The 23,720-nt window shown below is 68.3% G+C and carries 18 protein-coding genes and 6 pseudogenes; 11 read left to right on the top strand and 13 right to left on the bottom strand.

Annotated elements, in window-relative coordinates:
* Positions 1–177: 177 nt before the first annotated feature.
* The 3 genes from ACZ6D7_RS46295 to ACZ6D7_RS46285 all read right to left on the bottom strand — a co-directional run bounded on the left by ACZ6D7_RS46295 (position 178) and on the right by ACZ6D7_RS46285 (position 2,127).
* Positions 178–453, bottom strand: a complete 276-nt coding sequence (locus ACZ6D7_RS46295; RefSeq protein ID WP_469504741.1) for a hypothetical protein — start codon at positions 451–453, stop codon at positions 178–180.
* Positions 454–693: 240 nt separating this feature from the next.
* Positions 694–1,464, bottom strand: coding sequence for a transposase (locus ACZ6D7_RS46290; RefSeq protein ID WP_469504738.1), 771 nt, complete (start codon positions 1,462–1,464; stop codon positions 694–696).
* 42 nt (positions 1,465–1,506) lie between these two features.
* On the bottom strand, positions 1,507–2,127 hold the full coding sequence (locus tag ACZ6D7_RS46285) for a TetR/AcrR family transcriptional regulator (RefSeq protein WP_469504735.1): 621 nt from the start codon (positions 2,125–2,127) through the stop codon (positions 1,507–1,509).
* Between the two features lie 93 nt (positions 2,128–2,220).
* On the opposite strand from ACZ6D7_RS46285, the gene ACZ6D7_RS46280 reads away from it, so the two are divergent.
* The 6 genes and pseudogenes from ACZ6D7_RS46280 (at position 2,221) to ACZ6D7_RS46255 (ending at position 9,676) form a co-directional block, all read left to right on the top strand.
* Positions 2,221–3,039: an SDR family NAD(P)-dependent oxidoreductase gene (locus tag ACZ6D7_RS46280; RefSeq protein ID WP_469504732.1), complete on the top strand. Its 819-nt coding sequence runs from the start codon at positions 2,221–2,223 to the stop codon at positions 3,037–3,039.
* Positions 3,040–3,153: 114 nt separating this feature from the next.
* Positions 3,154–3,971, top strand: a pseudogene (locus ACZ6D7_RS46275) (SDR family oxidoreductase).
* 304 nt (positions 3,972–4,275) lie between these two features.
* Positions 4,276–5,313, top strand: a complete 1,038-nt coding sequence (locus tag ACZ6D7_RS46270) for a type 1 glutamine amidotransferase family protein (protein ID WP_469504730.1) — start codon at positions 4,276–4,278, stop codon at positions 5,311–5,313.
* A gap of 77 nt (positions 5,314–5,390) precedes the next feature.
* Positions 5,391–5,987: a TetR/AcrR family transcriptional regulator gene (locus tag ACZ6D7_RS46265; protein ID WP_469504727.1), complete on the top strand. Its 597-nt coding sequence runs from the start codon at positions 5,391–5,393 to the stop codon at positions 5,985–5,987.
* A 163-nt stretch (positions 5,988–6,150) separates the two neighbouring features.
* A complete protein-coding gene (locus ACZ6D7_RS46260) occupies positions 6,151–8,352 on the top strand; it encodes an MMPL family transporter (protein ID WP_469504724.1) in 2,202 nt (733 codons plus the stop codon).
* A 190-nt stretch (positions 8,353–8,542) separates the two neighbouring features.
* Entirely contained in the window at positions 8,543–9,676 is a 1,134-nt protein-coding gene (locus ACZ6D7_RS46255) for an IS630 family transposase (RefSeq protein ID WP_469504721.1), read from the top strand.
* 2 nt (positions 9,677–9,678) lie between these two features.
* On the opposite strand, the gene ACZ6D7_RS46250 is transcribed toward ACZ6D7_RS46255, so the two are convergent.
* Entirely contained in the window at positions 9,679–10,218 is a 540-nt protein-coding gene (locus ACZ6D7_RS46250) for a hypothetical protein (protein ID WP_469504718.1), read from the bottom strand.
* Positions 10,219–10,322: 104 nt separating this feature from the next.
* A pseudogene (locus ACZ6D7_RS46245) lies at positions 10,323–10,454 on the bottom strand (transposase); the annotation flags it as partial.
* Between the two features lie 511 nt (positions 10,455–10,965).
* Here ACZ6D7_RS46245 and ACZ6D7_RS46240 point away from each other — a divergent pair.
* From ACZ6D7_RS46240 to ACZ6D7_RS46230, 3 genes and pseudogenes are all read left to right on the top strand, one after another.
* Positions 10,966–11,526 (top strand): annotated as a pseudogene (locus ACZ6D7_RS46240) (transposase); the annotation flags it as partial.
* A gap of 637 nt (positions 11,527–12,163) precedes the next feature.
* Positions 12,164–13,156, top strand: coding sequence for an immunity 49 family protein (locus tag ACZ6D7_RS46235; RefSeq protein ID WP_469504717.1), 993 nt, complete (start codon positions 12,164–12,166; stop codon positions 13,154–13,156).
* A gap of 20 nt (positions 13,157–13,176) precedes the next feature.
* On the top strand, positions 13,177–13,599 hold the full coding sequence (locus tag ACZ6D7_RS46230; RefSeq protein WP_469504714.1) for a PH domain-containing protein: 423 nt from the start codon (positions 13,177–13,179) through the stop codon (positions 13,597–13,599).
* Between the two features lie 2,113 nt (positions 13,600–15,712).
* Here ACZ6D7_RS46230 and ACZ6D7_RS46225 read toward each other — a convergent pair.
* The 6 genes and pseudogenes from ACZ6D7_RS46225 to ACZ6D7_RS46200 form a co-directional block, all read right to left on the bottom strand.
* Positions 15,713–16,657 (bottom strand): annotated as a pseudogene (locus ACZ6D7_RS46225) (IS30 family transposase); the annotation flags it as partial.
* Between the two features lie 106 nt (positions 16,658–16,763).
* Positions 16,764–17,513, bottom strand: a complete 750-nt coding sequence (locus ACZ6D7_RS46220; RefSeq protein WP_469504743.1) for a class I SAM-dependent methyltransferase — start codon at positions 17,511–17,513, stop codon at positions 16,764–16,766.
* A gap of 54 nt (positions 17,514–17,567) precedes the next feature.
* Complete coding sequence (locus ACZ6D7_RS46215) at positions 17,568–17,942, bottom strand: ISL3 family transposase (RefSeq protein ID WP_469504711.1); 375 nt, start codon at positions 17,940–17,942, stop codon at positions 17,568–17,570.
* A gap of 295 nt (positions 17,943–18,237) precedes the next feature.
* Positions 18,238–18,594, bottom strand: a pseudogene (locus ACZ6D7_RS46210) (transposase); the annotation flags it as partial.
* Positions 18,552–19,172: a transposase family protein gene (locus tag ACZ6D7_RS46205; protein WP_469504708.1), complete on the bottom strand. Its 621-nt coding sequence runs from the start codon at positions 19,170–19,172 to the stop codon at positions 18,552–18,554. The gene ACZ6D7_RS46205 and the pseudogene ACZ6D7_RS46210, both read right to left, overlap by 43 nt.
* 303 nt (positions 19,173–19,475) lie before the next feature.
* Positions 19,476–20,327 carry a helix-turn-helix transcriptional regulator gene (locus tag ACZ6D7_RS46200; protein ID WP_469504705.1) on the bottom strand — a complete coding sequence of 284 codons (852 nt, stop codon included), beginning with the start codon at positions 20,325–20,327 and terminating at the stop codon, positions 19,476–19,478.
* A gap of 139 nt (positions 20,328–20,466) precedes the next feature.
* On the opposite strand from ACZ6D7_RS46200, the gene ACZ6D7_RS46195 reads away from it, so the two are divergent.
* Entirely contained in the window at positions 20,467–21,246 is a 780-nt protein-coding gene (locus ACZ6D7_RS46195; protein WP_469504702.1) for an NAD(P)H-dependent oxidoreductase, read from the top strand.
* 467 nt (positions 21,247–21,713) lie between these two features.
* Entirely contained in the window at positions 21,714–22,283 is a 570-nt protein-coding gene (locus ACZ6D7_RS46190) for a suppressor of fused domain protein (RefSeq protein ID WP_469504699.1), read from the top strand.
* A gap of 46 nt (positions 22,284–22,329) precedes the next feature.
* Here the strand turns inward: ACZ6D7_RS46190 and ACZ6D7_RS46185 are convergent.
* Positions 22,330–22,560 (bottom strand): annotated as a pseudogene (locus tag ACZ6D7_RS46185) (transposase); the annotation flags it as partial.
* A 139-nt stretch (positions 22,561–22,699) separates the two neighbouring features.
* On the bottom strand, positions 22,700–23,572 hold the full coding sequence (locus ACZ6D7_RS46180; RefSeq protein ID WP_469504696.1) for an IS5 family transposase: 873 nt from the start codon (positions 23,570–23,572) through the stop codon (positions 22,700–22,702).
* Positions 23,573–23,720: the final 148 nt, after the last annotated feature.

Here is a 23,720-nt window from a genome sequence, read left to right as displayed (position 1 = left end):
ACCAAGCAGAGCCGCCTCCACAGACCCACCAGCAACACTCCGAGAGACAGAATGAACCAACTCAAAGCACAGCATTCAAGATGAAAACGACCTCTGAGGAGACGTTTTGCTGCCACCGGCCGGACGCGACAACGCCGCTGATCGCCGAAGCCCCCAGCAAGACATCGATGAGATCCGTCAATGCACCAGCCGGGACACGCATCGGCCTCCACCAAGACCCTTGCCGGCCTCACACGAGTACGCCCAGTCCCCGGCGCGGAACAGCGGCGCGGGAGCGGTCAGCCGGTTCGCCACCAGTACCTCGATCACCTGGCCGTGCGTCAGGTCCGCCCGCGAATCCGGTGGCCGCAGCCCCTCGACGATCCCCGCGACGTCCAGCCGACGCAGAAACTCGGCAGCGACAGGCAGAGCGCCCAGGCGCTTGGTCACCACGGACTTAATCGCGACCTCCACGCGAGGGCGTTCCGTCCGTGGCCTTGGGGACCAGGAAGTCATCGACACACCCGGACCAACGCGGCCACACCGGCAAGACCGTCAAACCATCTGATTCAGCGACCCGGGAAGTACGGACCCAGCGCCCCGCCCGCCCCAGTGTGCACACAGGCGTTTCCACAGGTCAGCTCACATTTCCGCACCCTAAGGGCTGTCCCGTAAATGATCTCTGAGATGTTGGATGACCTGCCCGTTTCTTCGTCACCCGGCGAGGGTGAGGTTGTGCAGGCGGGCGATGCCGAGCATGGCGTGGTGGACGCCGTCGCCTTTGAGGCGGCAGTCGCGGAGGATCTTCCAGGTCTTCATCCGAGCGAAGGCGTGCTCGACGCGGGCGCGGACTTTGCGGTGGGAGGCGTTGTGTTCCTCTTTCCAGGCCGGAAGTTCGCTCTGGCCGGCTTCGCGGCGGTGCGGGATGACCAGGCCGGTGCCCCGATAGCCGCCGTCCGCGATGACCGTGGTCTTTCCGACGGCGGCCTTCGCTCCGGAGAGTTCCCATGCCTTGCAGTCGTTGCGGTTGCCGGGCAGTGGCCGGCCGACGGCGACGACGAGCCGGGTGTCGGCGTCGATGACGACCTGGTGGTTGGTGGAGTACCGGTAGCTCTTGGACTGCGCGGCGATGGTGTGGTCGCGGGTGGGGACCAGGGTGCCGTCCACGATCACCACGGCGTCCTTGCGGAACCGCTTGCGTTGCTGAAGGGCGAGCGCGGGTCCGAGGTGGTTGATGACGCGGTCAGCCGCAGACTTGGACACCCCGAACAACGGCGCCAGTTGGCGCAGGGTCAGGCTAGTCCGCCAGTACGCGGCGACCAGCAGCACGCAATCCTCCAGCGGCAGGCTCCACGGCCGGCCCTTGCGCACCGGATCCGCACCCTCGCGCCGCAACGCGGTGATCAGCTTCCCGAACTGACGCGGGCTCAGCCCGGTAAACGGGGCTATCCAGGACGGCTGCGACGCCGTGATCACACCAGCCACGACAAGATCATCTCACCCGTGACCAGCAGTTACGGGACAACCCTAGTCGGTGAATGCGCCCATGGCGCGGTCGAGCAGCACGGTCAGTGGAACTGCTCCCTCGCAGGCCACCCACCCTGCCGAAGCCGCGTCCGCGCAGGCGAGGGCGGCCGCGACGAGGGCAGCCGGCCGGGGATCGTCCGGCTGGCCGGGACTGGCCCCCAGTCGCCGTGCGATCTCCGGGGCCATTATCTCCTGCCAGCGCAGCTGCTTCTCGAAGTGCCGGGCGCGCAGTGACGGCGTCTCCTGGAGCATCCGCAGATAGCTGAGCATCCGCTCGGGTTCCGCCTCGAGCATCCGCGTCATCACGTCGAACACTCGGCGCAGTGCCTCCCAGGGCCGCTCCTCGTCGGGCCGGGCGGCGAGCGCTTCGGTGACCTGGCGGCCGATCTCGTCCAGGTCGGCCAGAACGATGTCTTCTTTCGTGCCGAAATGGCGGAACAGGCTGGCGCGCGACAGTCCGGCCTCGGCGGCGATCTGGTCGACGGTCGTCCGGTCGAATCCCTGCTCGGCGAAGAGCCTGAGGGCCACCTCTGTCACTTCCGCCCGGATCGTGGCGCGCATGCGCTCGCGCAGCCCGGGCTTGGCCGTGGAGCGGGTGGGAGTAGCGGCGGAGTCACTCATGCCCGCAGAGTACACGAAAGCTCTACTTGATACCGAGTCTCAAGTAGAGTTACAGTCTTCTTGCAACACCTCGTTTCGAGCAGGAGTGTTTCCATGAGCAAGGTCTGGTTCATCACGGGTTCCTCGCGCGGCTTCGGCCGCCAGTTCGCCGAGGCGGCCCTGGAGCGCGGCGACAAGGTCGCGGCCACCGCCCGCAACACCAAGGCGCTGGCCGACCTGGCCGAGCGGTTCGGTGACGCGGTGCTGCCGCTGCAGCTGGACGTCACCGACCGCACCCAGGTGTTCGAGGCGGTCGCGGCGGCCACGGAGCGGTTCGGCCGGCTGGACGTGGTGGTCAACAACGCCGGTTACTCCCTGATCGGCGCCGTGGAGGAACTAGGCGAGCAGGAGCTGCGCGACCAGCTGGAGACCAACGTGTTCGGTGTCCTGCACGTCACCCAGGCGGTACTGCCCGTCCTGCGGGCGCAGGGCAGCGGCCACATCGTCCAGATCTCCTCGGCCATGGGAGTGGCCACCTTCGGCGGCACGGGCGGCTACAGCGCCTCCAAGTGGGCGCTGGAAGGCCTGAGCGAGGCCCTCTCCCAGGAAGTCGCACCCTTCGGCATCAAGGTCACCCTGATCGAACCCGGCGCCTTCGCCACCGACTTCGCAAGCTCGTCGGTCTTCACCGCGCACCGCCAGGACGCCTACGCCCCCCTGCACGCGTCGCTGACCGAGATGGGCGCCACCGCCCAGGCGCCCGGCCCCGAGGGGGTCGGCGGTGCCATCCTCCAGATCGTCGACGCCGAGGAGCCGCCGCTGCGCGTGTTCTTCGGCGAGGAGCCCTCCCAGTGGGTGCCCGCGGTGTACCAGCAGCGTCTGGCCGAATGGGCCGAGTGGGCGCACGTATCCAAGGCCGCGGAAGGCAAGTAGCAAACGCCCGGCCCGCGGGCCATGACCCGTCGGGCCGCTACCGCCGCCCACCTACACCCGGACAGCCCTCGCCCGTTTGAGGGCGGCCGTCCATACCAACAGGAGGTTTAAATCATGAGCAAAGTTTGGTTCATCACCGGCGCGTCGAAAGGCTTTGGCCGCGAGTTCGCCCTCGGCGCCCTCGAGCGTGGCGACAAGGTCGCAGCGACCGCCCGCAACACGGACACTCTGAGTGACCTGGTCGAGCAGTACGGCGACGCCGTCCTCCCGGTCGAGCTCGACGTCACCAACCGCGACCAGGTGTTCGCCGCGGTGAAGTCCGCGCACGAGACGTTCGGGCGGATCGACGTCGTCATCAACAATGCGGGCTACGGGCTCTTCGGAACGGTCGAGGAGATCACCGACAGCAGCTGCGCGACCAGCTCGAGACGAACCTGTTCGGTGTCTTCCATGTCACGCAGGCGGTCCTCCCGATCCTCCGCGAGCAGCGCGCGGGCCACATCATCCAGATCTCGACCATGGGCGGCATCGTCGCGTTCCCGACCCTCGGTGCCTACCATGCGTCGAAGTGGGCGCTGGAAGGGATGACGGACGCACTCGCCCAGGAAGTCGCCGGCTTCGGCATCAAGGTCACCCTGGTCGAACCCGGCGGCTTCGCCACCGACTGGTCCGGTGCATCCGCCATCGTCGCCGACGCGCATCCCGCGTACGCGGCTCTGCACGAGAACATGGCCGCGCGGCGGGCGCAGGTCGTACTCCCGGAGCCGGTCGGCTTCAAGTCCGCGATCCTCACGCTCGTCGACGCCGAGGAGCCGCCGCTGCGCGTGTTCTTCGGGGAGGGGCCGACTCTGATGGCACCGCAGGTCTACCAGCAGCGCCTGGACGAGTGGGCCGAGTGGGCGCACGTGTCCAAGGCCGCGGAAGGCAAGTAGAAAACGCCCGGCCCGCGGGCCATGACACGCCCACACCACGGCGTGCACCCGCACCGCCGGCACCTGAGGGAGCCCGGGTGGCACACCCGCCCAGGCTCCCTCACCCCCGCAGGCAGCAGGTCCTTCTCCAGCGAAATTCGACGTCACCCGCTTCCGCAAGCGCCATGCCGCCCCCGTTGCGGATGCCTCTCGGTCGGCAGCCCGGGCAACTCGTCCCGCACAACCAACAGCAGCACAACCAGGAGTGGGTCGGCCGGGCCCACCCCTCCCCACGCCATCGAGGCCCACTGAAGGGAGCCCCGTCATGCCCACCACCAAGCGTCGCGCACTGATCATCATCTCGTCCGGCCGCCAGCTGTCGCTGGCCAAGCCGGCCGAGGTCAAGTCGATCTCGACCGGATTCTTCCTGGTCGAGATGGCTCAGATGCTCAAGGAGTTCGAGAAGGACTACGAGTTCACCTTCGCCACCCCCGACGGCAACGCCCCGCAACTCGACATCAACGGCATGGCCCTGTCCATGCACTACATCGAGAAGATCGGCGCCAAGACCATCCCCCTGCGCAGGCAGCAGCGCCGCCGCTCGTTCGACGTCAACGGCTTCCGGCAGCGCTACCCCGAGCTGGTCGCCCGCCGCGAGCAGGAAGTGCGGCTGCTGGAGCGGCACATCGGCCGGATCCCGGTCTCCGAACTACTGCCCAACAGCGAACCGGAGCTCGCCGAGTACCGACCCGAACTGATCCGCCGCCTCGACAAGCTGCCCGAGGGCACCTTCCACTCGCTGCAGGACCTCGTCCAACGCCACCGCGACCCGGCCGATGCGTTCACCCTCGCCGACTTCGACTTCATCCACACCCCCGGCGGTCACGCCCCCATGGTCGACTTCCGTGACAATGCGTGGCTCGGCGAAACCCTCCACACGGCCCGGGAGAACGGCGTCACCATCTCGTTGATCTGCCACGCGCCCATCGCGGTGACCTCCACCCGGCAGCGCATCGACGCGCAGGGCGCCGCCTACCCTGTGAAGGACAACCCGTTCCTCGCCGCCCCCATCGCGACCGTCCCCAAGATGGGCGAGCTGTTCGCGCTGAGTTTTCTCTACCCGCACGTCCCCGGCAAGAAGACCAGACTGCCCTACTTCGTCGACGTGGCCATCAAGGAAGCCGGCTTCACCGTCGCGTCCTCCCTCAACATGTCCGCCCCGCAAACGGCCTATGAGCCGTCCGTGCGGCTGCTCACCGGCAACGGCCCACAGGCCATCGACCAGCAGACCGCCGAACTCCGCAGCATCCTCACCCACAGTCCCGCTGCCCGCCGGACCAGCAGCAAGCAGCCGAGCGCGTAGCGGCGACCACACGCTGTGCCGACCAGGCAGCCGACGACACGGTCGAGCAGACGAGACAGGTGAGGAAGGTGAGTGGGATGACTGAGACCGCAACGGCGCGGCGTAGTTGGATCACGCCCGAGCGTGAGGCCGAGCTGTACATGGCCGTGCTCGACCTGCTCCGCGAGGTCGGCTACGGCGCCCTGACCATGGACGCCGTCGCCGCCCGCACCCGGTCCAGCAAGGCCACGCTCTACCGCCAGTGGGGCGGCAAGGCCGAGCTGGTCGCCAAGGCCGTACGGCACGACAAGCCCGGGGCCGGCCTCGCCGAGATCGACACCGGGTCGCTCAGGGGAGATCTGCACGCCCTCACCCTGTGTTCGGACGACGCCAAGATGGAGCAGAACTCCGCGCTGATGCGGGATTTGGCCATGGCGATCCACGGCAACCCGGATCTCCTGAAGGCGTTCCGTGAACATCTCATCGAGCCGGAGATGGCAGAGTTCCGCCGCCTGGTGCAGCGGGCGATCGACCGGGGCGAGGTCGCCGCGGACAACCCGGCGATCGAGTTCATGATCCACATGATGATCGGCTGGTTCGCCGCCCGCACGCTGATCGACGAGAAGCCGCCGACGCAGGCCTTCCTCCTCTCGTACATCGACGCCCTGGTCCTCCCAGCCCTCGGCGTCCAGTAAATCCCCGTACCCGTCCATCCCCGTAGTCCTCCACGCACCTGACGTCACCGCTCACGCCGTCGGGCCGATCACCCCTGCCACCCACCGGGCTGATCACCCCTGCCCAGGGCCTGCGCCGGAGCACAGACCCTCCACCCCACGACCTGACCGGGAGTACGCCCACGTGGCCACTTTCCTGTACAAACTCGGCCGACTCGCCTTCAGGCGACGGCATTTCGTCGCCCTGATATGGGTGGCCCTGCTGACGCTCGCGGGCGTCGCCGCGGCCAGCGCGCCCACTGCCGGATCCTCTTCGTTCTCGATCCCCGGCACCGAGGCGCAGAAAGCTTTCGACCTGCTGGATCAGCGTTTCCCCGGCGCCAGCGCCGACGGAGCGACCGGCCGCATCGTCTTCAAGGCGCCCGAGGGCCAGAAGATGACGGATGCCGCCAACAAGGCGACGGTCGCGAAGACCGTGGCCGCGCTCGGCGACGGCTCCGAGGTCGTCTCCGTCACCGACCCCTACAAGACCAACGCCGTCAGCAAGGACGGCACGGTCGCCTACACCTCCGTGACCTACGACGCCCCCTCCAGGGAGCTCAAGGACTCCACCCGGGACGTGCTGGAGGCGGCCGGGGACGAGGCCCGGGACGGGGGGCTGACCGTCGAGGTCGGCGGTGACGCGCTGCAGGCCGAGTCCGAACCGCCGGCGGCCGGTGAGGTCGTCGGCCTCGCCATCGCCGCCGTCGTCCTGGTCATGACCCTGGGCTCCCTGGTCGCGGCCGGGCTCCCGCTGCTGACCGCGATCATCGGCGTCGGCATCGGCGTCTCCGCCATCACCGCCCTCGCCAAGACGCTCGACCTCGGCGACACGACGTCCACCCTCGCCTCGATGATCGGGCTCGCGGTCGGCATCGACTACGCCCTGTTCATCGTCTCCCGCTACCGGGGCGAGCTCGCCGAAGGCCGCGACCGCGAGGAAGCGGCCGGCCGGGCCACCGGCACCGCCGGCTCGGCCGTGGTCTTCGCGGGCCTCACGGTCGTCATCGCGCTGGCCGGACTGTCGGTGATCGGCGTGCCGATGCTGACCAAGATGGGCCTCGCGGCCGCCGGCACGGTCGTCATCGCCGTCCTCATCGCGCTGACCATGATCCCGGCGCTGCTCGGATACGCGGGGCGGAAGGTCCGGCCGGAGGGGGAGAAGCGCAAGAAGTCCGTGGAGAAGAAGGCGGACAAGCCGAGCCTCGGCACCCGCTGGGCGAGCTTCGTCATCCGCCGTCCCGTCGCCGTCCTCCTCTTCGGCGTCGTCGGCCTGGGCGTCGCCGCCCTTCCGGTGAGCTCCATGGAGCTGGGCCTGCCCGACGACGGCTCGCAGCCGACGTCCACCACCCAGCGGCGCGCCTACGACCTCCTCTCGGAGGGCTTCGGCCCCGGCTTCAACGGTCCGCTGATGATCGTCGGCGACGCCCAGGGCAGCGCCGACCCGAAGGCCGCGGCCGCCGAGCTGACCGACAAGATCAAGGGCCTGGACGATGTCGTGACGGTGACGCCCGCGACGTTCAACAAGGCCGGGGACACCTTCACCGTCACCGTGATCCCGGACTCCAAGCCGTCCTCCACACAGACCGAGGACCTGGTGCACGCCATCCGGGACGACGTCGCCTCCGAGGCGGACGCGAAGGTCCTGGTCACCGGCACCACCGCGATGAACATCGACTTCTCGCAGAAGCTCACCGACGCCCTGGTCCCGTATCTGGCGCTGGTGGTCGGCCTGGCCTTCCTGCTGCTGATCGCGGTCTTCCGTTCGATCCTGGTCCCGCTGAAGGCGGCCCTCGGCTTCCTGCTCTCGGTGCTCGCCGCGATCGGCGCCGTCGTCGCGGTCTTCCAGTGGGGCTGGCTCGGCGGCCTGCTCGGCGTCGAGGAGAGCGGCCCGATCATGTCGATGATGCCGATCTTCATGGTGGGTATCGTCTTCGGTCTCGCGATGGACTACGAGGTCTTCCTCGTGACCCGCATCAGGGAGGCGTACATCCACGGCGAGTCCCCGAACCAGGCCATCGTCACCGGGTTCAAGCACAGCGCCCGGGTCGTGTCCGCCGCCGCGGTCATCATGATGGCCGTCTTCGGAGGCTTCATCTCCTCCGGCGAAACCGTGATCAAGATGTTCGGCGTCGGGCTCTCGGTCGCCGTCTTCTTCGACGCGTTCGTCGTCCGCATGGCGATCGTCCCGGCGGTGCTCGCGCTGCTCGGCAAGAAGGCCTGGTGGCTGCCGAAGTGGCTGGACCGCGCCCTGCCCAACGTCGACGTCGAGGGCGAGGGCCTGCGCGCGCACGACCGCCCGAAGGACGGCGACGTGGACGAGGACCGGGAGCTCGTACGGCTCTGATGCCTCCCCCGATACGAGAAGGGCGCCCCGCTGTCCTTGGGCGCCCTTCTCGCGCGCCCGGTCGGGCCGGTGCCCGGAATTCGTTCGTGACGCGTGTATCGGACAGCTAGTGCCGCATCAGGCAACGTTCGCCCTGTGATGATGTGTCGGCTTGCTGTGCGGTGCGGCAGCGGACGGTCAGAATGATCACGTGGCTGAGCGCGTGCGGGTCAGGGAGATTGATGACGACGAGGGCAGGCGGTTGCTGCGGGTGATCCGCAGGGGCACCGGGTCGGTGGTGACCTGGCGGCGGGCCCAGGTGGTGCTGCTGTCCGCGCAGGGCATGTCGATGGCAAAGATCGCGGAGGTGACGTTCACCAGTGCGGACCGGGTGCGCGACGTGATCCACAACTTCAACGCCGACGGCTTCGACTCCCTCTACCCCAAGTACAAGGGCGGCCGGCCGAGGACCTTCACCCTGCCGGAACGGCGGGAGATCAAGAAGATCGCCAAGTCCAGGCCGGCCGAGCACGGCCTGCCGTTCTCGACCTGGAGCCTGGCCAAGCTGGCCGACTTCCTGGTCGCCGAGGGGGTGGTCGACGACATCAGCCACGAGGGCCTGCGCATCCTGCTCCGCGAGGAAGGCGTCACCTTTCAACGCATAAAGACCTGGAAAGCCTCGCGAGACCCCGACTACGCGGCCAAGAAGGCCCGCGTCGAACACCTCTACGCGATCGCCGACGGCGAGGTCATACCCGAGGACGGCGAGCCTGAAGTCGTCTTCTGCGTGGACGAGTTCGGGCCGCTCAACCTCCAGCCCCACCCTGGCAGGCAGTGGACCGAACGCGGCGGCAGGCACAAGAACCAGTTGCGCCAGCCCAGGCCGAGACGGCGGGCGACCTACACCCGCCCGCACGGGGTGAGGCACCTGTTCGCCGCCTACGACCTGGGCAAAGACCAGCTCTACGGCCACATCAAGAAGACCAAGAACCGCTCGAAATTCCTGGAGTTCTGCCGTTACCTGCGCTCGCTGCACCCGGTCGGGAAGCGCATCGCGATCGTGTGCGACAACTACTCCCCGCACCTGACGACGAAGCGGTGCCAGCGGGTCGGGACCTGGGCGGCGGTCAACAACGTGGAGATCGCCTACACCCCGACCAACAGCTCCTGGCTCAACCGCATCGAGGCCCAGTTCACCGCCCTGCGCTACTTCACCCTCGACGGCACCGACCACGCAAGCCACAAAGAGCGAGGCAGCATGATCCGCCGCTACATCATCTGGCGGAACAAGCACGCCGCCGACGAACGCCTCCGCGAGGTCGTGAACAGGGCGAACGTTGCCTGATGCTAGGAACGGTCGGGGGCGTCGAGGGAGTGTTCTTTGAGGAAAGCGCCCGCATGGGCTGCTGCTTCTTCCGCGGTCGCGTGGCGCGTCCCATCGGTGACCGCGGCGGATGCTCCATCAGCGCCCACGCCTGTCCAACTCCAGTCACCGGAAGACACCTGCACCAGTTCGGCAGTCCCTCCGAAAAGCGCAAGCGTGTTCCTTCTTGCTGTCGCGGGCGCTGAGCGGCTGACGGCGTCGGGCCATTTCTTACGGGCGCCCTGCCGGGTGATGCCCCAGACAGCCCCCATCTGCTCGTAACTGGCGCCGTAGGAGCCAGCGGTTGCTGCCGCGCGCGCGGTCAACTGCCTGACCTCAGCATCCATCACCTTCCAAGCGGCCAGGACGGACAGTGTCACTTCGATGGGATCCGCTTCCCACATGCGGTCCGCGGGCCGCCCGGTCTGTCGGGAGCGAATCGCCGAGGCCAGCGGATTCAAGGCGTCGTACAGCGCCTTGTCGAGCTCTGCCTGCTCTTCCGGGGTGATCTCAAAGGCCATCATGCGACAACTATAGTTCCCGAATCGGTGCATGGAAACCAAAGTTTACGCACGGTCTCGCTCGCGGCCCGGCGCATCGGCGAGGCAGGCCCTCCAGTGCTGCGCCAGGCGTCGTTCGCCCTGGCGACGACTTGGCGGAGGCGTTCGTCGGCGGCGTGCTTGTTTCGCCAGATGATGTAGCGGCGGATCTTGCTGCCCTGTTCCTGGTGGTGGACCAGGTCGGCACCATTGAGGGCGAACGTTGCTTGATGCGGTACTAGCTCCGTACTTCGCGGGTGGCTGAATCGGCTGGTTCGGGGCCTGTGAGAGTGTCTGTGGGAGACGTGACCGCGTTGGTGGGGTGTGACGAAGTCTTCCCGGTCCCCGCGGCCACGGACGGTGCGTCCGCGCATGGAATGCGTGGTCAGCGCCGTGGTGGAGAAGAGTCTGGGCGCTCGGCCTGTCGCTGCCGAGTTTCTGCGCCGGCTGGATGTGGCCGGGACCGTCGACCGGCTGTGCCCGGGCCGGGACGTCGCCTACCTGACGCACGGCCCGCATCGTCCACTTGACCGCCGACCAGTTCCACGAGGACGACAACGGCGCCTACTTCGCCTTCGACAAGAACCCTGTGCTCCTGCCGCCGACGCTGGCTCGCCTCATCGAACGACAGATCGCTGAGGGCCGGAAACGCTCGGCTGTGGGATCCCTGCCCAACAGCGAGCACCTGGAGCTACTTCTTCCGAGTCGTCTCGCTGGCCGCCCGCGAAGCCCTGGCTCGTCTTCGAGGACGAAGCCGGATTCTCGATGACGCCGCCGACCACCCGCACCTGTTCCCGCCGCGGTCACACCCCTGTGGTCCGCGTGCGGGGCCGCTCCCGCCGCCGCTTATCGGTGGCCGCCCTGGCCTGCTACAAGGCTGGTGAGTCCTCGCGGCTGATCTACCGGCCCTGCCCGGACGCCCGGCCCGACGGGCGCGAAAGCTTCTCCTGGAAGGACTGCCGCGACCTGATCCAGACTGCCCACCAGCGGCTTGGCGGTCCGATTGTGCTGTTCTGGGACAACCTCAACACCCACCTCACCGCTGGCATGCGCCGCTACATCGCCGACCGCGACCGGCTCACTGTCTTCCAACTGCCGCCCTATGCACCCGACCTCGACCCGGTCGAGGGCATCTGGTCCGTCCTGCGACGCACCACCGTGGCCAATCGTGCCTTCGCCGACCCCGATGACTTGATCACTGCCGTCCGACGCGGCCTCCGCCAGCTCCAGTACCGCCACGACGTCCTCGACGGCTGCCTCACCGGCACCGGCCTCCGACGCCAGCCACCATGACGACATCACGCATTCAAGGTCAGTAACACCGTTGAGGGGCTGGCCGTCCCCCGGAGCACCGACCTCAGTGGTGCCCAGGGGTTGCGCGTCTCACAATTGCTGTCCGCTCGTCTAGACCAGACCACGAAACTACCGAAATACATTCATGATGATGAACGCTTTGCGACGCGGTGGAATGAAAGCGTTGAGAAGTGGGGCCCCGACGTGGTGCGCGCCGATGCTCCGCGACCGACACCGCTGGAAATGGTTGATCGAGACGGGTCGCAGCCGTCCCGGGCGTGGCCGGCGCGGGCCTCGTCCTGGACAGTGAAGGCGACCAGGACGAGCGGCTTGTTCAGCACCTCGAGGCAGATCAAGCAGGAGGCTCCGGCGGGATCCGTCTGCGGCGGTGGAGGTCCTCGCGGCGCCGGCTTACTCGACCCCGCCTGCGGTCCGATCGGCCCGCCGCCACCGAGACCGCGCAGGAGTAGGCGAAACTGGACCACGCCCGGCGGTCGGGTCCCGCGTCAGGCCGATGCTGCCGCCGCAGGGCCTCCTCCACAGTTTGGCGTGGAGACCGCGGCTGCGCTCTAGTGCTGTCAGTGCCCGTTGATAATGTGCCTCGTCCAGTCGTGGAGTTCATGAAGGGTCGGTGCACGTGCGGGATGTGAGATGCCATCAGGTCGGCGAGCAGCGGTTGGCCGAGGCGCTCGACGACATCGACGGGCGGGCCTACACGCGGTGGCACTCGCTGCGGTACGGCAGCATCTCGCCGACGCTGATCCGGGCCATGGCGGACGAACTGCTCGACCATGTCGCCGCGCGAACGGTGACGGAGCCGGGGCTCGACGCCGCGGCCGGCATGGTCGCCGTCACCGCCGCGGAATGTGTGCACGGAGTGCTGAGCATCATGTGCTTCCCGAACGGGGACCAGGAACTCCGGTTCCCCCTCGTCGGGGAGCGGATCAGCACGGACCCGGACGACGACGAGTTCGGGGACGGGCCCATCACCTTCCGGGACGTCGTCAAGGAGGCGCCCACCGCGCGGACCTGGCTCGACATGTTCGAGATGTGTGTCGTCAGCGGGCATGTGTGGGACTGGGAGCGGGTCACCGGACTGCTGCTGCGCGGCGACTACGCGCCCGCCATCCGTGACGGCGTGCCCTACAACCGGTACACCTCCGTCTCAGACCCCGCCGACCTCGCCGCCATGGACGCCCTGTGCCCCTATCTCACCGAGGCGGCCGGGCATCTGCCCCGCGACTGGCCGACGGTTCCGCTGCGCAAGCCCGACGCCGGGGAGCGCGCGGAGGCCGCCCGGCGGCTCGACGAGGTCGGCGCCGCGCTGAGCGCGGACCAGCGACTGCTCCGCGTACTGCTCGACGACGACCAGCACGCCTTCGAGGACGCCCTCGTCGCCCGGCTGGTCGCGTACCGGGAGGGCGTCGAGGCCGATGCCGGTGATCCCGCGCCCCGGTCCCTCCTCCCCCTCGGCACCCTCGCCCTGGCCTGCCTCGCCGTCCAGGTCCATGGGTGGGAACTCGGTGTCCGGTCCGGGTATCTGCCGTACGGTCTGCTGGGATCGCCGGACGCGCCGCGCCGGGCGGCGGAGGGGAACCGGAACAACTTGGGCTACTGGGCCGCCAAGTAGGCCACCCGGCGGAGCGGGGCATGGGTGTGACGGGCGTGACGGGCGTGATCTTGCGGGAGTACCGCGCCGACAGACGCGCGCGGCTGAAGGTGCTCGCGCTCATCGCGCTGATGCTGGCGTGCGGGGTGCTCGAGGTGGTCATCAACGACCTGCCGGGCTGGGTCGCGGCGATTCTGATAGGAGTTCTGACCATCGTCGACGGCGTGTGGGCCCTGTCCCTGTGGCGCGCCCGCACGGTGGTGCGGGCGAGCGGGATCGCCGTGGTCGGGGTGGTGCGGGTGCGGAAGTGGGCCTGGCCCGACATCCAGGACATCGTCGTGGAGACGGACTCGTCTCCACCGAAGCAGCGCGTACGTCTGTGCGACAGCCAAGGACGGAAGACCACCCTGCCCCATGTCGGCGAACGCCATCTGCCGGATCTCCACACCCTGCGACCCCGGTAGCCCCGCCGGCGCCGAGCCTCAGTCCGTGTCTTTCGCGATGATCCGAAAGACACCGCCTATAACCGCCCTTACTGCCTTTCCCGTTGCGGGCGGCGGCCGTCCATCTGATGCGAGAACCGATCGGCCGGCCCGGGGTGGGAGACTCATTCGACACGTGATGATCTAGGGAGTTCATGGCATGGCAGCAGGTGCCCTCGACGGACCGGTTCCCGTAGCAGCCCTCCGTGGGCAACAGGTCCGCGATCGCCTGAACCAGGTAGTCGAGGACCAGCGCCCACGGGCTCGCGAGAACATCGCCCGGGCCCGCAGACGGAACCCGGAGGCGACACCGGCACAGATCATCCGCGCCCTGGAGCGGAGGCACATCAGGGATTTCGCCGGGAGGGGCGCCGTAGTGGGAGCGTTTGCGGCCGCGCCCGGCTTTGGCTCGGGAGTCGCGTCGGCAGGCGAGGTTGTCTCGTCTCTTCAGCTGAGGTCCCTTTTCGCGCTGTCGATCGCCGAAGTCCACGGAGTCTCCGGCGACGAGGACGAGCGCCTGCGAATGCTTATCGGAGTCGCGCTCTACGGGATCGGCTCGGCAGCCATTCCCAGGGTCGCCGCGCGTACCGGACCACACTGGGGGGCAGGCGGTCGCCAAGGTTCCCGTCGCGAGGCTGCGCCAGATCAACGGCGTAATGGGACCGAACTTCGTCACGAAGCACGGGACCAAAGACGGCATCGTCGTGCTCGGCCAAGTAGCACCGCTCGGCTTCGGCGCCGTGATCGGTGGGGGCGCCACCGCTGCTCTCGCCGCTCTGCACGTGTGGACAGCTCGTCGCGCATTCGGCCCACCCCCGGCGTCGTGGCCATCGCCGACACCCGGCACGCCGATCACGTCCGAGGACTCGCTCGGCTGACACCCGCCGGCGGAGTCAGCCACGGAGCCGCACGCCAGTTCACCGCGGCATCGTACGTCGCTTCTGCCGATCCGGCAGGTCAGTCATCGTCCGGAGCGGACCCCACCCAGGCCACGGGCTGCCCTTCGGAGGTGGTCCCCAGGTGCGGGTACTCCGCTTCGTGCCCGACGTCCAGGACGCAGACCCTCCCCCACCTGCCGTGCTTGCCTGGACACGAGCGGCTCAGAAGGTCGAGGTCTCCGTCTTGGACCGCTCGGTCGTACCGCTCTTGGAAACGCTGGAGCATGGGGCTGAGCTCCCGTGCCAGGGAGGCCTCCAGCTCCTCGATCTCTTGCGTTGGGCGCTGAACCGCGGGGTCCGACATCACGGCGTTCAGGGCCGTCTCGGTCTCCCACTGCCTGCGCTGCCGAGCGAGCGTCTTCCGGCACTGTGCCTCGCCGTTCGCCACCGCGTTCCCTCCCTCGGTGCGGGCCTTGCTGGTGGTAGCCGTTGCCTGCGGCACCGTGTCTGGTCGTTGCTGACCGCCGCGGTGAACCGGATGTCGTCGTCGAAGCGGAGTTCCTGCATAGCTCCCCCAAAGGGTGTGTCGATCACCCGATTCTGCCGGGCGGGCCGCCGCATCACCGCCGTTTTCCCCCGGCCTCGGGCTTCAGCCCGCAGACCCAACGGGCCCGGCTCCAGCCCTTCGGGCCGCGGTGCCGTCCGGCGCGCACCGCCCCGGCCCAATACCTCCGGACCGCGCCAGGATGGAGTGGAGTGGGGCCAGCCCGCCTCGGTGATCCCGTACACAGGCCGGAGTCCGAAGTCGGCCGCGTGCTGGACTGCCCGCAGTGCACTGCGCGCGGCTCCCGCCGGGTGCGCGATCGTTGCGGTGATGCAGACCAAAGGGCCGGCGCGGTGACCTTCTAGGCCGTCGCCGCTTCCGGATGCCGGGCCGTGGTCCGTACTGCGGCCTCAACTTTGAACTGGGGTTTGTCCTCGCCTTTGGCGTGCGCGGTGACGGCGGCCTGGACTTCACCGGCCAGCTTCCTCCAGTGCTGCCAGGCCTCTTCGTACGTCTCGGTCTGCTCTGGCGGCCACGGGGTCACCGTGGGACGGCCGTAGGTGTCCCGCAGTTCCAGCACCCGGCCGTGCGCCTCGTCGGCCGCCCTCTGCATCTCCACGAGATCGTCGAATGTGCGTGCCACGTTCATGGATCCTATGCTGCTCGCGCTATGCAGGTGGGTCGGCAGCGTCCGGACGGTCTCGACCAGGGCGTCGCGGACGAGTTCCGTGCCGCGGCCGTCGGGCAGATGCACGAGCATCACGTAGCGGGTGGAGCGCTCGACGAGCGTTCCGATGGCGGAGGCGCCGTCCTTGCCGATGATCAGATCGCCCTCCCAGTGGCCGGGCACCGCCCGGTCCTCCGCCTCGGCGGGCCGTTCGCTGATCATCACCATGGGGTCGCGGAACCGGGGCTGGCGCTGCTGGGCCTGGCGGCGGGGCTTGCGCCGGGCCCGGCCGGTGCGCAGAGCCTTGGCGAGATCGCGGCGCAGTTCACCACGGCCCTGGACGTAGAGGGCCTGGTAGACGGTCTCGTGGACCACGTGCATCTCCGGCCGGTCGGGGAACTGGGCCCGCAGAGCCTGGCAGACCTGCTCGGGACTCCACCGTAGGTTCAGACGGTCCTGGATGAAGTCCCGCAGTTGCCGATTCCGGCCGATCTTCCCTGGCTTCGGGCGGGGTCTGCGGGCGTCAGAGCGGGCCTGAGCGGCGTAAGGGCGGTAGGCCCAGCGGGAGTCGTCGCCGCGCAGGGGCATGCCGTTGCGGCGGATCTCCCGACTGATCGTGGATGGGCTGCGGCCCAGCTCGGCCGCTATCTGCCGGATGGACGCCTTCTCGCGCAGCCGGTCGGCGATGTGGATGCGGTCGGCTGACGTCAGGTAGCGGGACGGACCGGAACGGGTCACCTCTCGCCGCACAGGCGGTGCTCCCCTGGTCCGTCCGGACGGGTTCCTGCCGTTACGCCAGCGCTTGCCGGTTCGCCGGTTGATCCCGACGATCCGACAGGCCTCCCGGCTGCTCACCCCCTGGTCCATGAGCCGGAAGTATTCCTCCCGCTCACGGACCAGGGACTTGCGGCCCGGAGACTTAGCCCGTCCCTCCCGGATCTCGAAGTCCATCGCACCCCTTCAGGCGGGGTGTTGCGACGACCACTAGAACTCAAGGTGTGTCGTGGGGGCCGGAGTTGGTAGCGGGGACAGGATTTGCTTCTCAGAGGCGAGGCGGTCAGGTGGTTTGGAGTCGGAAGTGCAGCAGGTCGGTGCCATCAGCGGAGGCTGGTTTGCCGTCCGGATCGGTGACCGCGGTCGCGGCCAGGCCGACGGTCGTGGCGAGCTTCTCGAACTGCTCCGGGGTGTACCAATGCATGATCCACGGGCGCTCTTCGATGGTGCTGTCTGAGCCGTGGTGCCGTTCGTAGCGTAGAAGCGTCGTCTGTGTCCGGGCTGTCTCGTCGCGTTGCTCGGCGACGACGGATACCCGGAGCTCGGCGCCGTCGGGTGTGGCGGCTGTGCGCACTCGGCCGATCTGTTCGGTGGGGGTCGGTGCGGGGGTGAAAAGTGGCACCAGGGCGGTGCCGCCCTCAGCCAGGTGAGCGCGGATGCCGCGTAGGGCGGCGAGGGCTGTGGCGTCGTCGGGGAGCAGGGTGAAGGTCGGCCCGGCGAGGAAGATCGCCCGGTAGCGGCGGGGCAGGTTCAATGCCTCCATGCGCTGGTGGAACACGGTGGCACGGATGTCTTGTTCGTCTGCCCGGCGTCGGAGCCGCTCCAGCATGTCGGCGGAGGAGTCGACGCCGTCGACGTCCAGGCCGCGTCGGCGCAGTTCGAGCAGCGGATCACCGTCTCCGCACCCCAGCTCCAGTGCCGGCATGCCGGTTTGCTGAATGAAGGCTGCGTAGGGTTCGGGGTCCTGAGAGAAGGACTTCAGCGGTCCGTAGAGCTCCGCGACGATGCCGGTGTAGAAGTCAGCTGGGTCCACGCCGGTCACCCTACGCAGCCCCTTTCGTGCGTTCACTCGAATATCGAGGGTGGGTCACTGCAGCAGGATCATCTTGCGGAGCAGGTCGAATCCCGCTCGCCCGTAGAGTTGCCTTTTGATCTTTTTGATGCGGTTCACGGCGCCTTCGGTGCCGCCGGAGCTCCAGTGCAGGGTGAGTCCGGCTGTCACGGCGTCGAGGTCCCGGAGCAGGTGGAGGGCGAAGTTGGTGAGGCCCGGCAGCTGACTGGCGTCAACGGCGTCGATCCAGGCAGGGAGCGTGGGGCCGCGGCGGTGGGCCATCATCTCGCCGAAGTCGCGAACGTGCCCTGCGGCGGCGTCCAGCTCGGGGCAGCGGGCCAGGACGTCCTTCAGCGCGGCGCGGTCTTCCTCGCTCAGGGCTGTGGGGTGGCGGGTGAGCCAGCCGGTCACCTTGCGCACCGTCGGCGGTGGAGGCTGCGCCTACGGCGGGGTGGCACGCAGGGTGGCGATGTAGGCGCGGACCATCTGGTAGGTGACGGGGGCCGTTCTCGGCGAGGAGTTCGCGGTGCAGGAGGGTGGCGTTCGAGCGGCCCGCGGCGAACCGCCTGTCCAGGTAGGGCTTGTAGGGGTCCAGTCTGCTGGGCCGGGGGCGGTTCTCGCGGAGGGTGTCCTGCCAGTGCGCGGCGCGCGCGTAGCGCAGCACGGTGTTGAGGCTCCAGCCCAGGTGCCGGGCGATCGCCCGGCGCGAGTGGCCCTGCGCGAGCAACTCGTGGACCAGGGCATGCGCAGCCTTCTTGCGCTGAGCCCGTCTGCCGACCGGCTCCCGGGCGGCAGGCTCCGAGCCGTCCGGCGGAGTGTCGGCGCTCGTCGTTTTGAGTGGTGCCGGTGCTCGTAAGCACTCCCGGTGGGCGGCGACGCAGGTCTCCACGGCCCGGCCGAGGCCCTGCCACAGGTGAAACCGGTCGGCGACCTGGAGGGCGTCGGGGGCGCCGAGCCGGGCGCCCTCGGCGTAGGCGCCCGCCCGGTCCCGGCAGATGATCTCCACGCCTGGGTGGGCGGTCAGCCATGCGGCCAGCGGTCCTGATTCGCGTGTCGGGAGCACATCGACCACGCATGGGTTTCTCCGCAGGTCAAGACGGTGGAGTAGGTCTGCCCCCGGCGGATCGCGAAGTCGTCCACACCCAGCACCCGCGGCGTGCTGAACTGCGGATCCGGCAGTGCCGTGACCCTGCGCAACAAGGTCATCCGCCCTGCATCGAGACCCAGTTGGGCGGCCAGCCGGGCGCCGGCCCATCCAGCCAGCGCGAGCCCGATGCGCTCCAGGGCGTGGTTGAGCCGAGTCGTGAACCGCGCGTACGGGGCGGTCAACTGGGTGAACGGCTCGGCGAACGTGCGGCGCGGGCAATCCGCCGCTCCGCAGATGAAACGCCGGACCGTCAACCGGATCACGACGCTCTGCTCACTGAGCGGGAGATCCTTCAATCTGCGCTGATAGCAGTCGTGCACCCGGTCCGAGAAGCGGCCGCAGTCCGGACAGGCTGCCCCGGCCGCCCGGCCTCTGGCCACCACATCGACCGTGCCGAAGGCAGCGGTCACCGCCTCGACGTCCACGTCGTCGATCCCGTCGAACACGAGAGAGTCCCAAAACGATGCATCGGCCAGCATGACCAGCACCGTCACCGCCCACAGCCGACCACGGCGGATACGAGCAGAGACCTGACGGAGCGTCACTCTCGCCTGCCAGACGACAAGACGTGCGCGGTCTCACGCGAATCCAACCCCTCGCAATCGAACACCGGGGTGACGCTCCGCGACCGGTCCCCAAGATCTGTGCCAGAGCCGAGAACGGACAGCAGATGTACAGCACCGTGAGAGGCACCCCGCCGCACACAGAAATCGAACTGTCCAGCAGACACGACAGCGGCCAGCACCATCCCGGCTTCTGGTGTGTTGGGATGTTCCCGGCGGTGAGGCGTCGTTGAGTTACTCGCGGATCTGGGCGTTCACTGGGGGATGGGCGTCGTCACCGGTGTCCGCGCCCAGGCCGGCGAGCAGGCGCAGCCCGTCCTCGGCGGGGCTGCCGGGGGCCGCGGACAACACCAGTAGCTCGATGCCTGATTCGTCCGGCAGCGCGAAGTTTTCCTGGTGCAGTTCCAGCATTCCGACCAGGGGGTGCCGGTACGCCTTGCGTCCATGTGTGCGGGCGCGTACGTCCGCGCGGGCCCAGAGCCGGCGGAAGCGTTCACTGCCCATCGCCAACTCGCCGATGAGTGAGGCCAGGCGGGGATCCTCGGGGTACCTGCCGGCGGCCAGGCGCAGGTGCCCGACCACGTCGAGGGTGCAGTTCTCCCAGTCCGCGTACAGGCCGCGCTCGGCTTCCTCGAGGAAGATGTGCCGGGCGGTGTTCAGGCCCGGCATCGGGCGGCCGTAGAGGAGTCCGGCGAGGCGGTTCCCGGCGAGCGCGTCCAGGCGGTGGTTCATGATCAGCGCGGGTGCGTCGGGTACCAGGTCGAGGACGCGCAGCAGCTCCGGCCGGACCCGTCCACCCGGTACCTTCGCGCGGCGGCGGTGCTGCCGGGCGAGCCGGTAGAGGTGCCCGCGTTCGGTCTCGTCGAGGCCGAGGACGCGGGCGAGGGCGTCGAGGACCTGCTCGGAGGGCTGGGTCGCGCGGCCCTGCTCCAGGCGTACGTAGTAGTCGACGCTGACGCCGGACAGGTGCGCGACCTCTTCGCGGCGCAGCCCTTCGACCCGGCGGCGGCTGTCGGTGGGGATGCCGGCGGCCGCCGGGTCGACCCGAGAACGCCGGGTCCGCAGGAAGCCCGCAAGATCGTCCATGTGCCCAGTATGGCCTCGGCGGGGGCCCGTGAGGGTGGTCCTGCCGTTACCAGGAAGTCCCGTCCGATGGATGAGGAGCCCCTGAACGCCGGGCGGCGCGGCGCCCAGGATCGAAGGCATCCGATCCGAAGGAGTCCCCATGAAGACGCTGATTGTCTACGCCCACCCGGAGCCGAAGTCGCTCAACGGCTCGCTGAAGGACCTCGCGGTGTCCACGCTGTTGAACGCCGGGCACGAGGTACGGGTGAGCGATCTGTACGCGATGAACTGGAAGGCGGTCGTGGACGCCGCGGACTACGGCCCCGAGGTCTCACGTCCGCTGAAGGTCGCCCTGGACTCGGGCCGGGCCTTCGAGGCCGGGACGCTCACTGCGGATGTCCTCGCCGAGCAGGAGAAGCTGCTGTGGGCCGACACGATCATCTTCCAGTTCCCGCTGTGGTGGTACACGATGCCCGCGATCCTCAAGGGCTGGGTGGACCGGGTGTTCACCTACCGCTTCGCTTACGGCGTCGGCGAGCACAGCGACACCAAGTACGGCGAGCGCTTCGGCGAAGGCACCCTGGCGGGCAGGAGGGCTCTGCTGTCGGTGACCGCCGGCGGCCCGGAGTCGCATTACGCCGCTCGCGGGATCAACGGCCCCATCGACGATCTGCTGTTCCCGATCCAGCACGGCATCCTGTACTACCCGGGCATCGAGGTGCTGCCGCCGTTCGTGCTTTACGGCACCGACCGGATGACCGGCGAGGACTGTCCGGACGTCGCCAAGGCCTGGGAGCAGCGCCTGCTCACCCTGGAGTCGACCGAGCCGATCGCATTCCGGCGGCAGAACTTCGGCGACTACGAGATCCCCTCGCTGCACCTGAAGGAGGGACTGGAACCCGCGGGCCGCACAGGTTTCGGGCTGCACGTGCGCGACTGACCGCCAGCGATGGAACAGGACGAGCCGAGGCGCGAACCCGAGAGCAGTCCGAGGGCCGTGGCGGCAGTGGCGGCCGGCTACCTGCTCTCGGCCATGGGCACCCCGCTCCGCAGCTGGAACCGGAGCCGGCCTCGAGCCGCGCCTGACAGTCAGTCACGTCCGTCACCGTAATCGGGCTGGGCCGCCCTCCTTCGGGGCGGTGCACCCCTGTGCCTTCAGTGCGGAGATCGGCGTGACGGCTCCCGTCCCCGGACACAAGCACGCTTACGGGCGGGCCCGTCGGGTGCAGACAGCGTGCTGCTCATTCTCGTGAACATCGAACAGTCGCTGATCGAGGTGCCTCCGGAAGCGGTGTACATCTGCTGTCCGTTCTCGGGTTCTGGCACAACTTCTGTGGATCCATTGCAGAGCGTTGCTGGGGACGCCTCGATGGCGTCCGCGTGTGGGCGATCGTGCAGGCTGGTTGCATGCCCAGTCGCGTAGAGAAGTACCTCGCCCATCTTGATCGGCTTTCCGGGGGCAGAGAGCCTCGATTCTTCCCTGTCGAGTCGACCAAACAGGGCCTGCGTGGTGTCACGGAGATCGTGTACGACGACCTCCCGGACGGGCTTCTTACGGCGCTCACCTACGGCTTGTCGCTGGCAGAACATCCGGACTGGCAGCACGGCTCGCCGGAGCTCTGTCTCAGCGTGAACTCGACCGACGTGATCTGGGCCCACGCGGTGGGCTTCCTTGCCGAGCAGCTGCGTGGCACGTTCCCCTTCAGCTACGGCAGCACCATTGACTTCGGCGAGCGAATCGCGCCCGAGTCGGAGATGACGGCATTTTGCGTGTTCGCGCCGTTGGTCCTCGACAGAGACGACTACCTGGGCATCGACGTTGGCGTTCCAGGACACGAGGGTCACGACGTGATCAACATCCAGGGGATGTACCCCATCCACGAGGTGGAGCGGCAGTTCATCAACGAGTGTGGGCTTGAAGCCTTCTGGAAGAGCGATTGGGCGCCCACGGACGTGCTGCGTCGCCCCGCGATCTGATCTGAGGAGGGCAGCAGCCCTGATCTGGATGGCTTGATGGGCAACCTCAGGCGAGCAGTACTCGTTTGCGTAGGAGTGCGAAGCCAGCACGGCCGAACATCTGGCGCTTGAGCATCTTGATCCGGTTGACATGACCTTCGACAGCGCCCGAGCTCCAGGGCAGGGTGAGGCCGGCGATGACGGCGTCGCGGTCTCGGTCGATGCCTGCAGCGAGGGTGTGGAGGCTGGGCAGGTCGTCCTGCCGGACGGCGTCGAGCCAGTCCGGCAGGCGCTCGCCCTGGCGCTCGGTAAGCATGGCCGCGAAGGATCGGATATGCCGGGTGAGGGCGTCTATGGGCCGTCCCAGAACTCAGCGACAGCGCCTTGGACGCGATGCTGACCGTGCTCATCGAGGACGAACCGGACTGAGATGTGCGTCAGAGATCGCGACTGGTCACGTCGGAGGTACGGAACAACGGCCGAGGACCCGGTCGAGATGCCGGCCCAACCCGAGTCAGGCGACGGACCATGATGCCGATCATCGCCCAGCGGATCATCGTCTCCGAATGGGCAGGGCTGGTCTCGTAGTCGCGGGCGAGACGCCGGTTGGCGGTGAGCCACGAGAGTGTGCGCTCGACCGCCCAACGCTTGGGCTGAATCTGAAAGCCGCGCTGACCAGGTTCTTTGCGGACGACTTCCAGGTCGCGGCCGAGGATCTGGGCGGTCCAGTCGACCAGGCGGCCGACGAAGCCCTGGTCGGCCCAGATCTTCTGGACCCTGGGATAGTCCAGGCGGGTCCACAGCAACGGGCGGCGAGCGCCATCGCGGTCCTGAACGTCGGCCGCGACCACGTGCACGGCCAGGAGCAGGCCGAGGGTGTCGGTGATGATGAACCGCTTGCGGCCCTTGACCTTCTTGCCGGCGTCGAATCCCCGGGTGGCAACCGGGACTGTGTCGGCGGTTCGGACGGACTGGGAGTCGATCAACCCCGCACTGGGCTCGGCGTTGCGACCATCGGCTTCGCGTACCCTGCCACGCAGCGCGTCATGGACGCGCTCGACAGTGCCGTCGTCATGCCACCACGTGAAGTACCAGTAGACCGTCGGCCATGGAGCGAAATCCTTCGGCAGTTGCCGCCACGCGCAACCGGTCCGAACGACGTAGAAGATCGCGTCGACGATCCGCCGCCGCGGATGTTTCTCCCGCCGCCCGCCCTTCGGACCCACCCTCGGCAGCGGCAACAGCGGCTCGACCAGCGCCCACTGCTCATCCGTAAGGTCCGACGGATACCCACCCCCAGCACCGCTCACGACAGGCTCAACGACCGCAACAGCCCGGCGGCACGGCAGATCTCAAACGCGGTCTGAGAGGTCGTTTTCATCTTGAATGCTGTGCTTTGAGTTGGTTCATTCTGTCTCTCGGAGTGTTGCTGGTGGGTCTGTGGAGGCGGCTCTGCTT

The sequence above is a fragment of the Streptomyces sp. NPDC041784 genome, from assembly GCF_055591025.1.
This window is presented reverse-complemented; position numbering and strand designations above follow the sequence as displayed.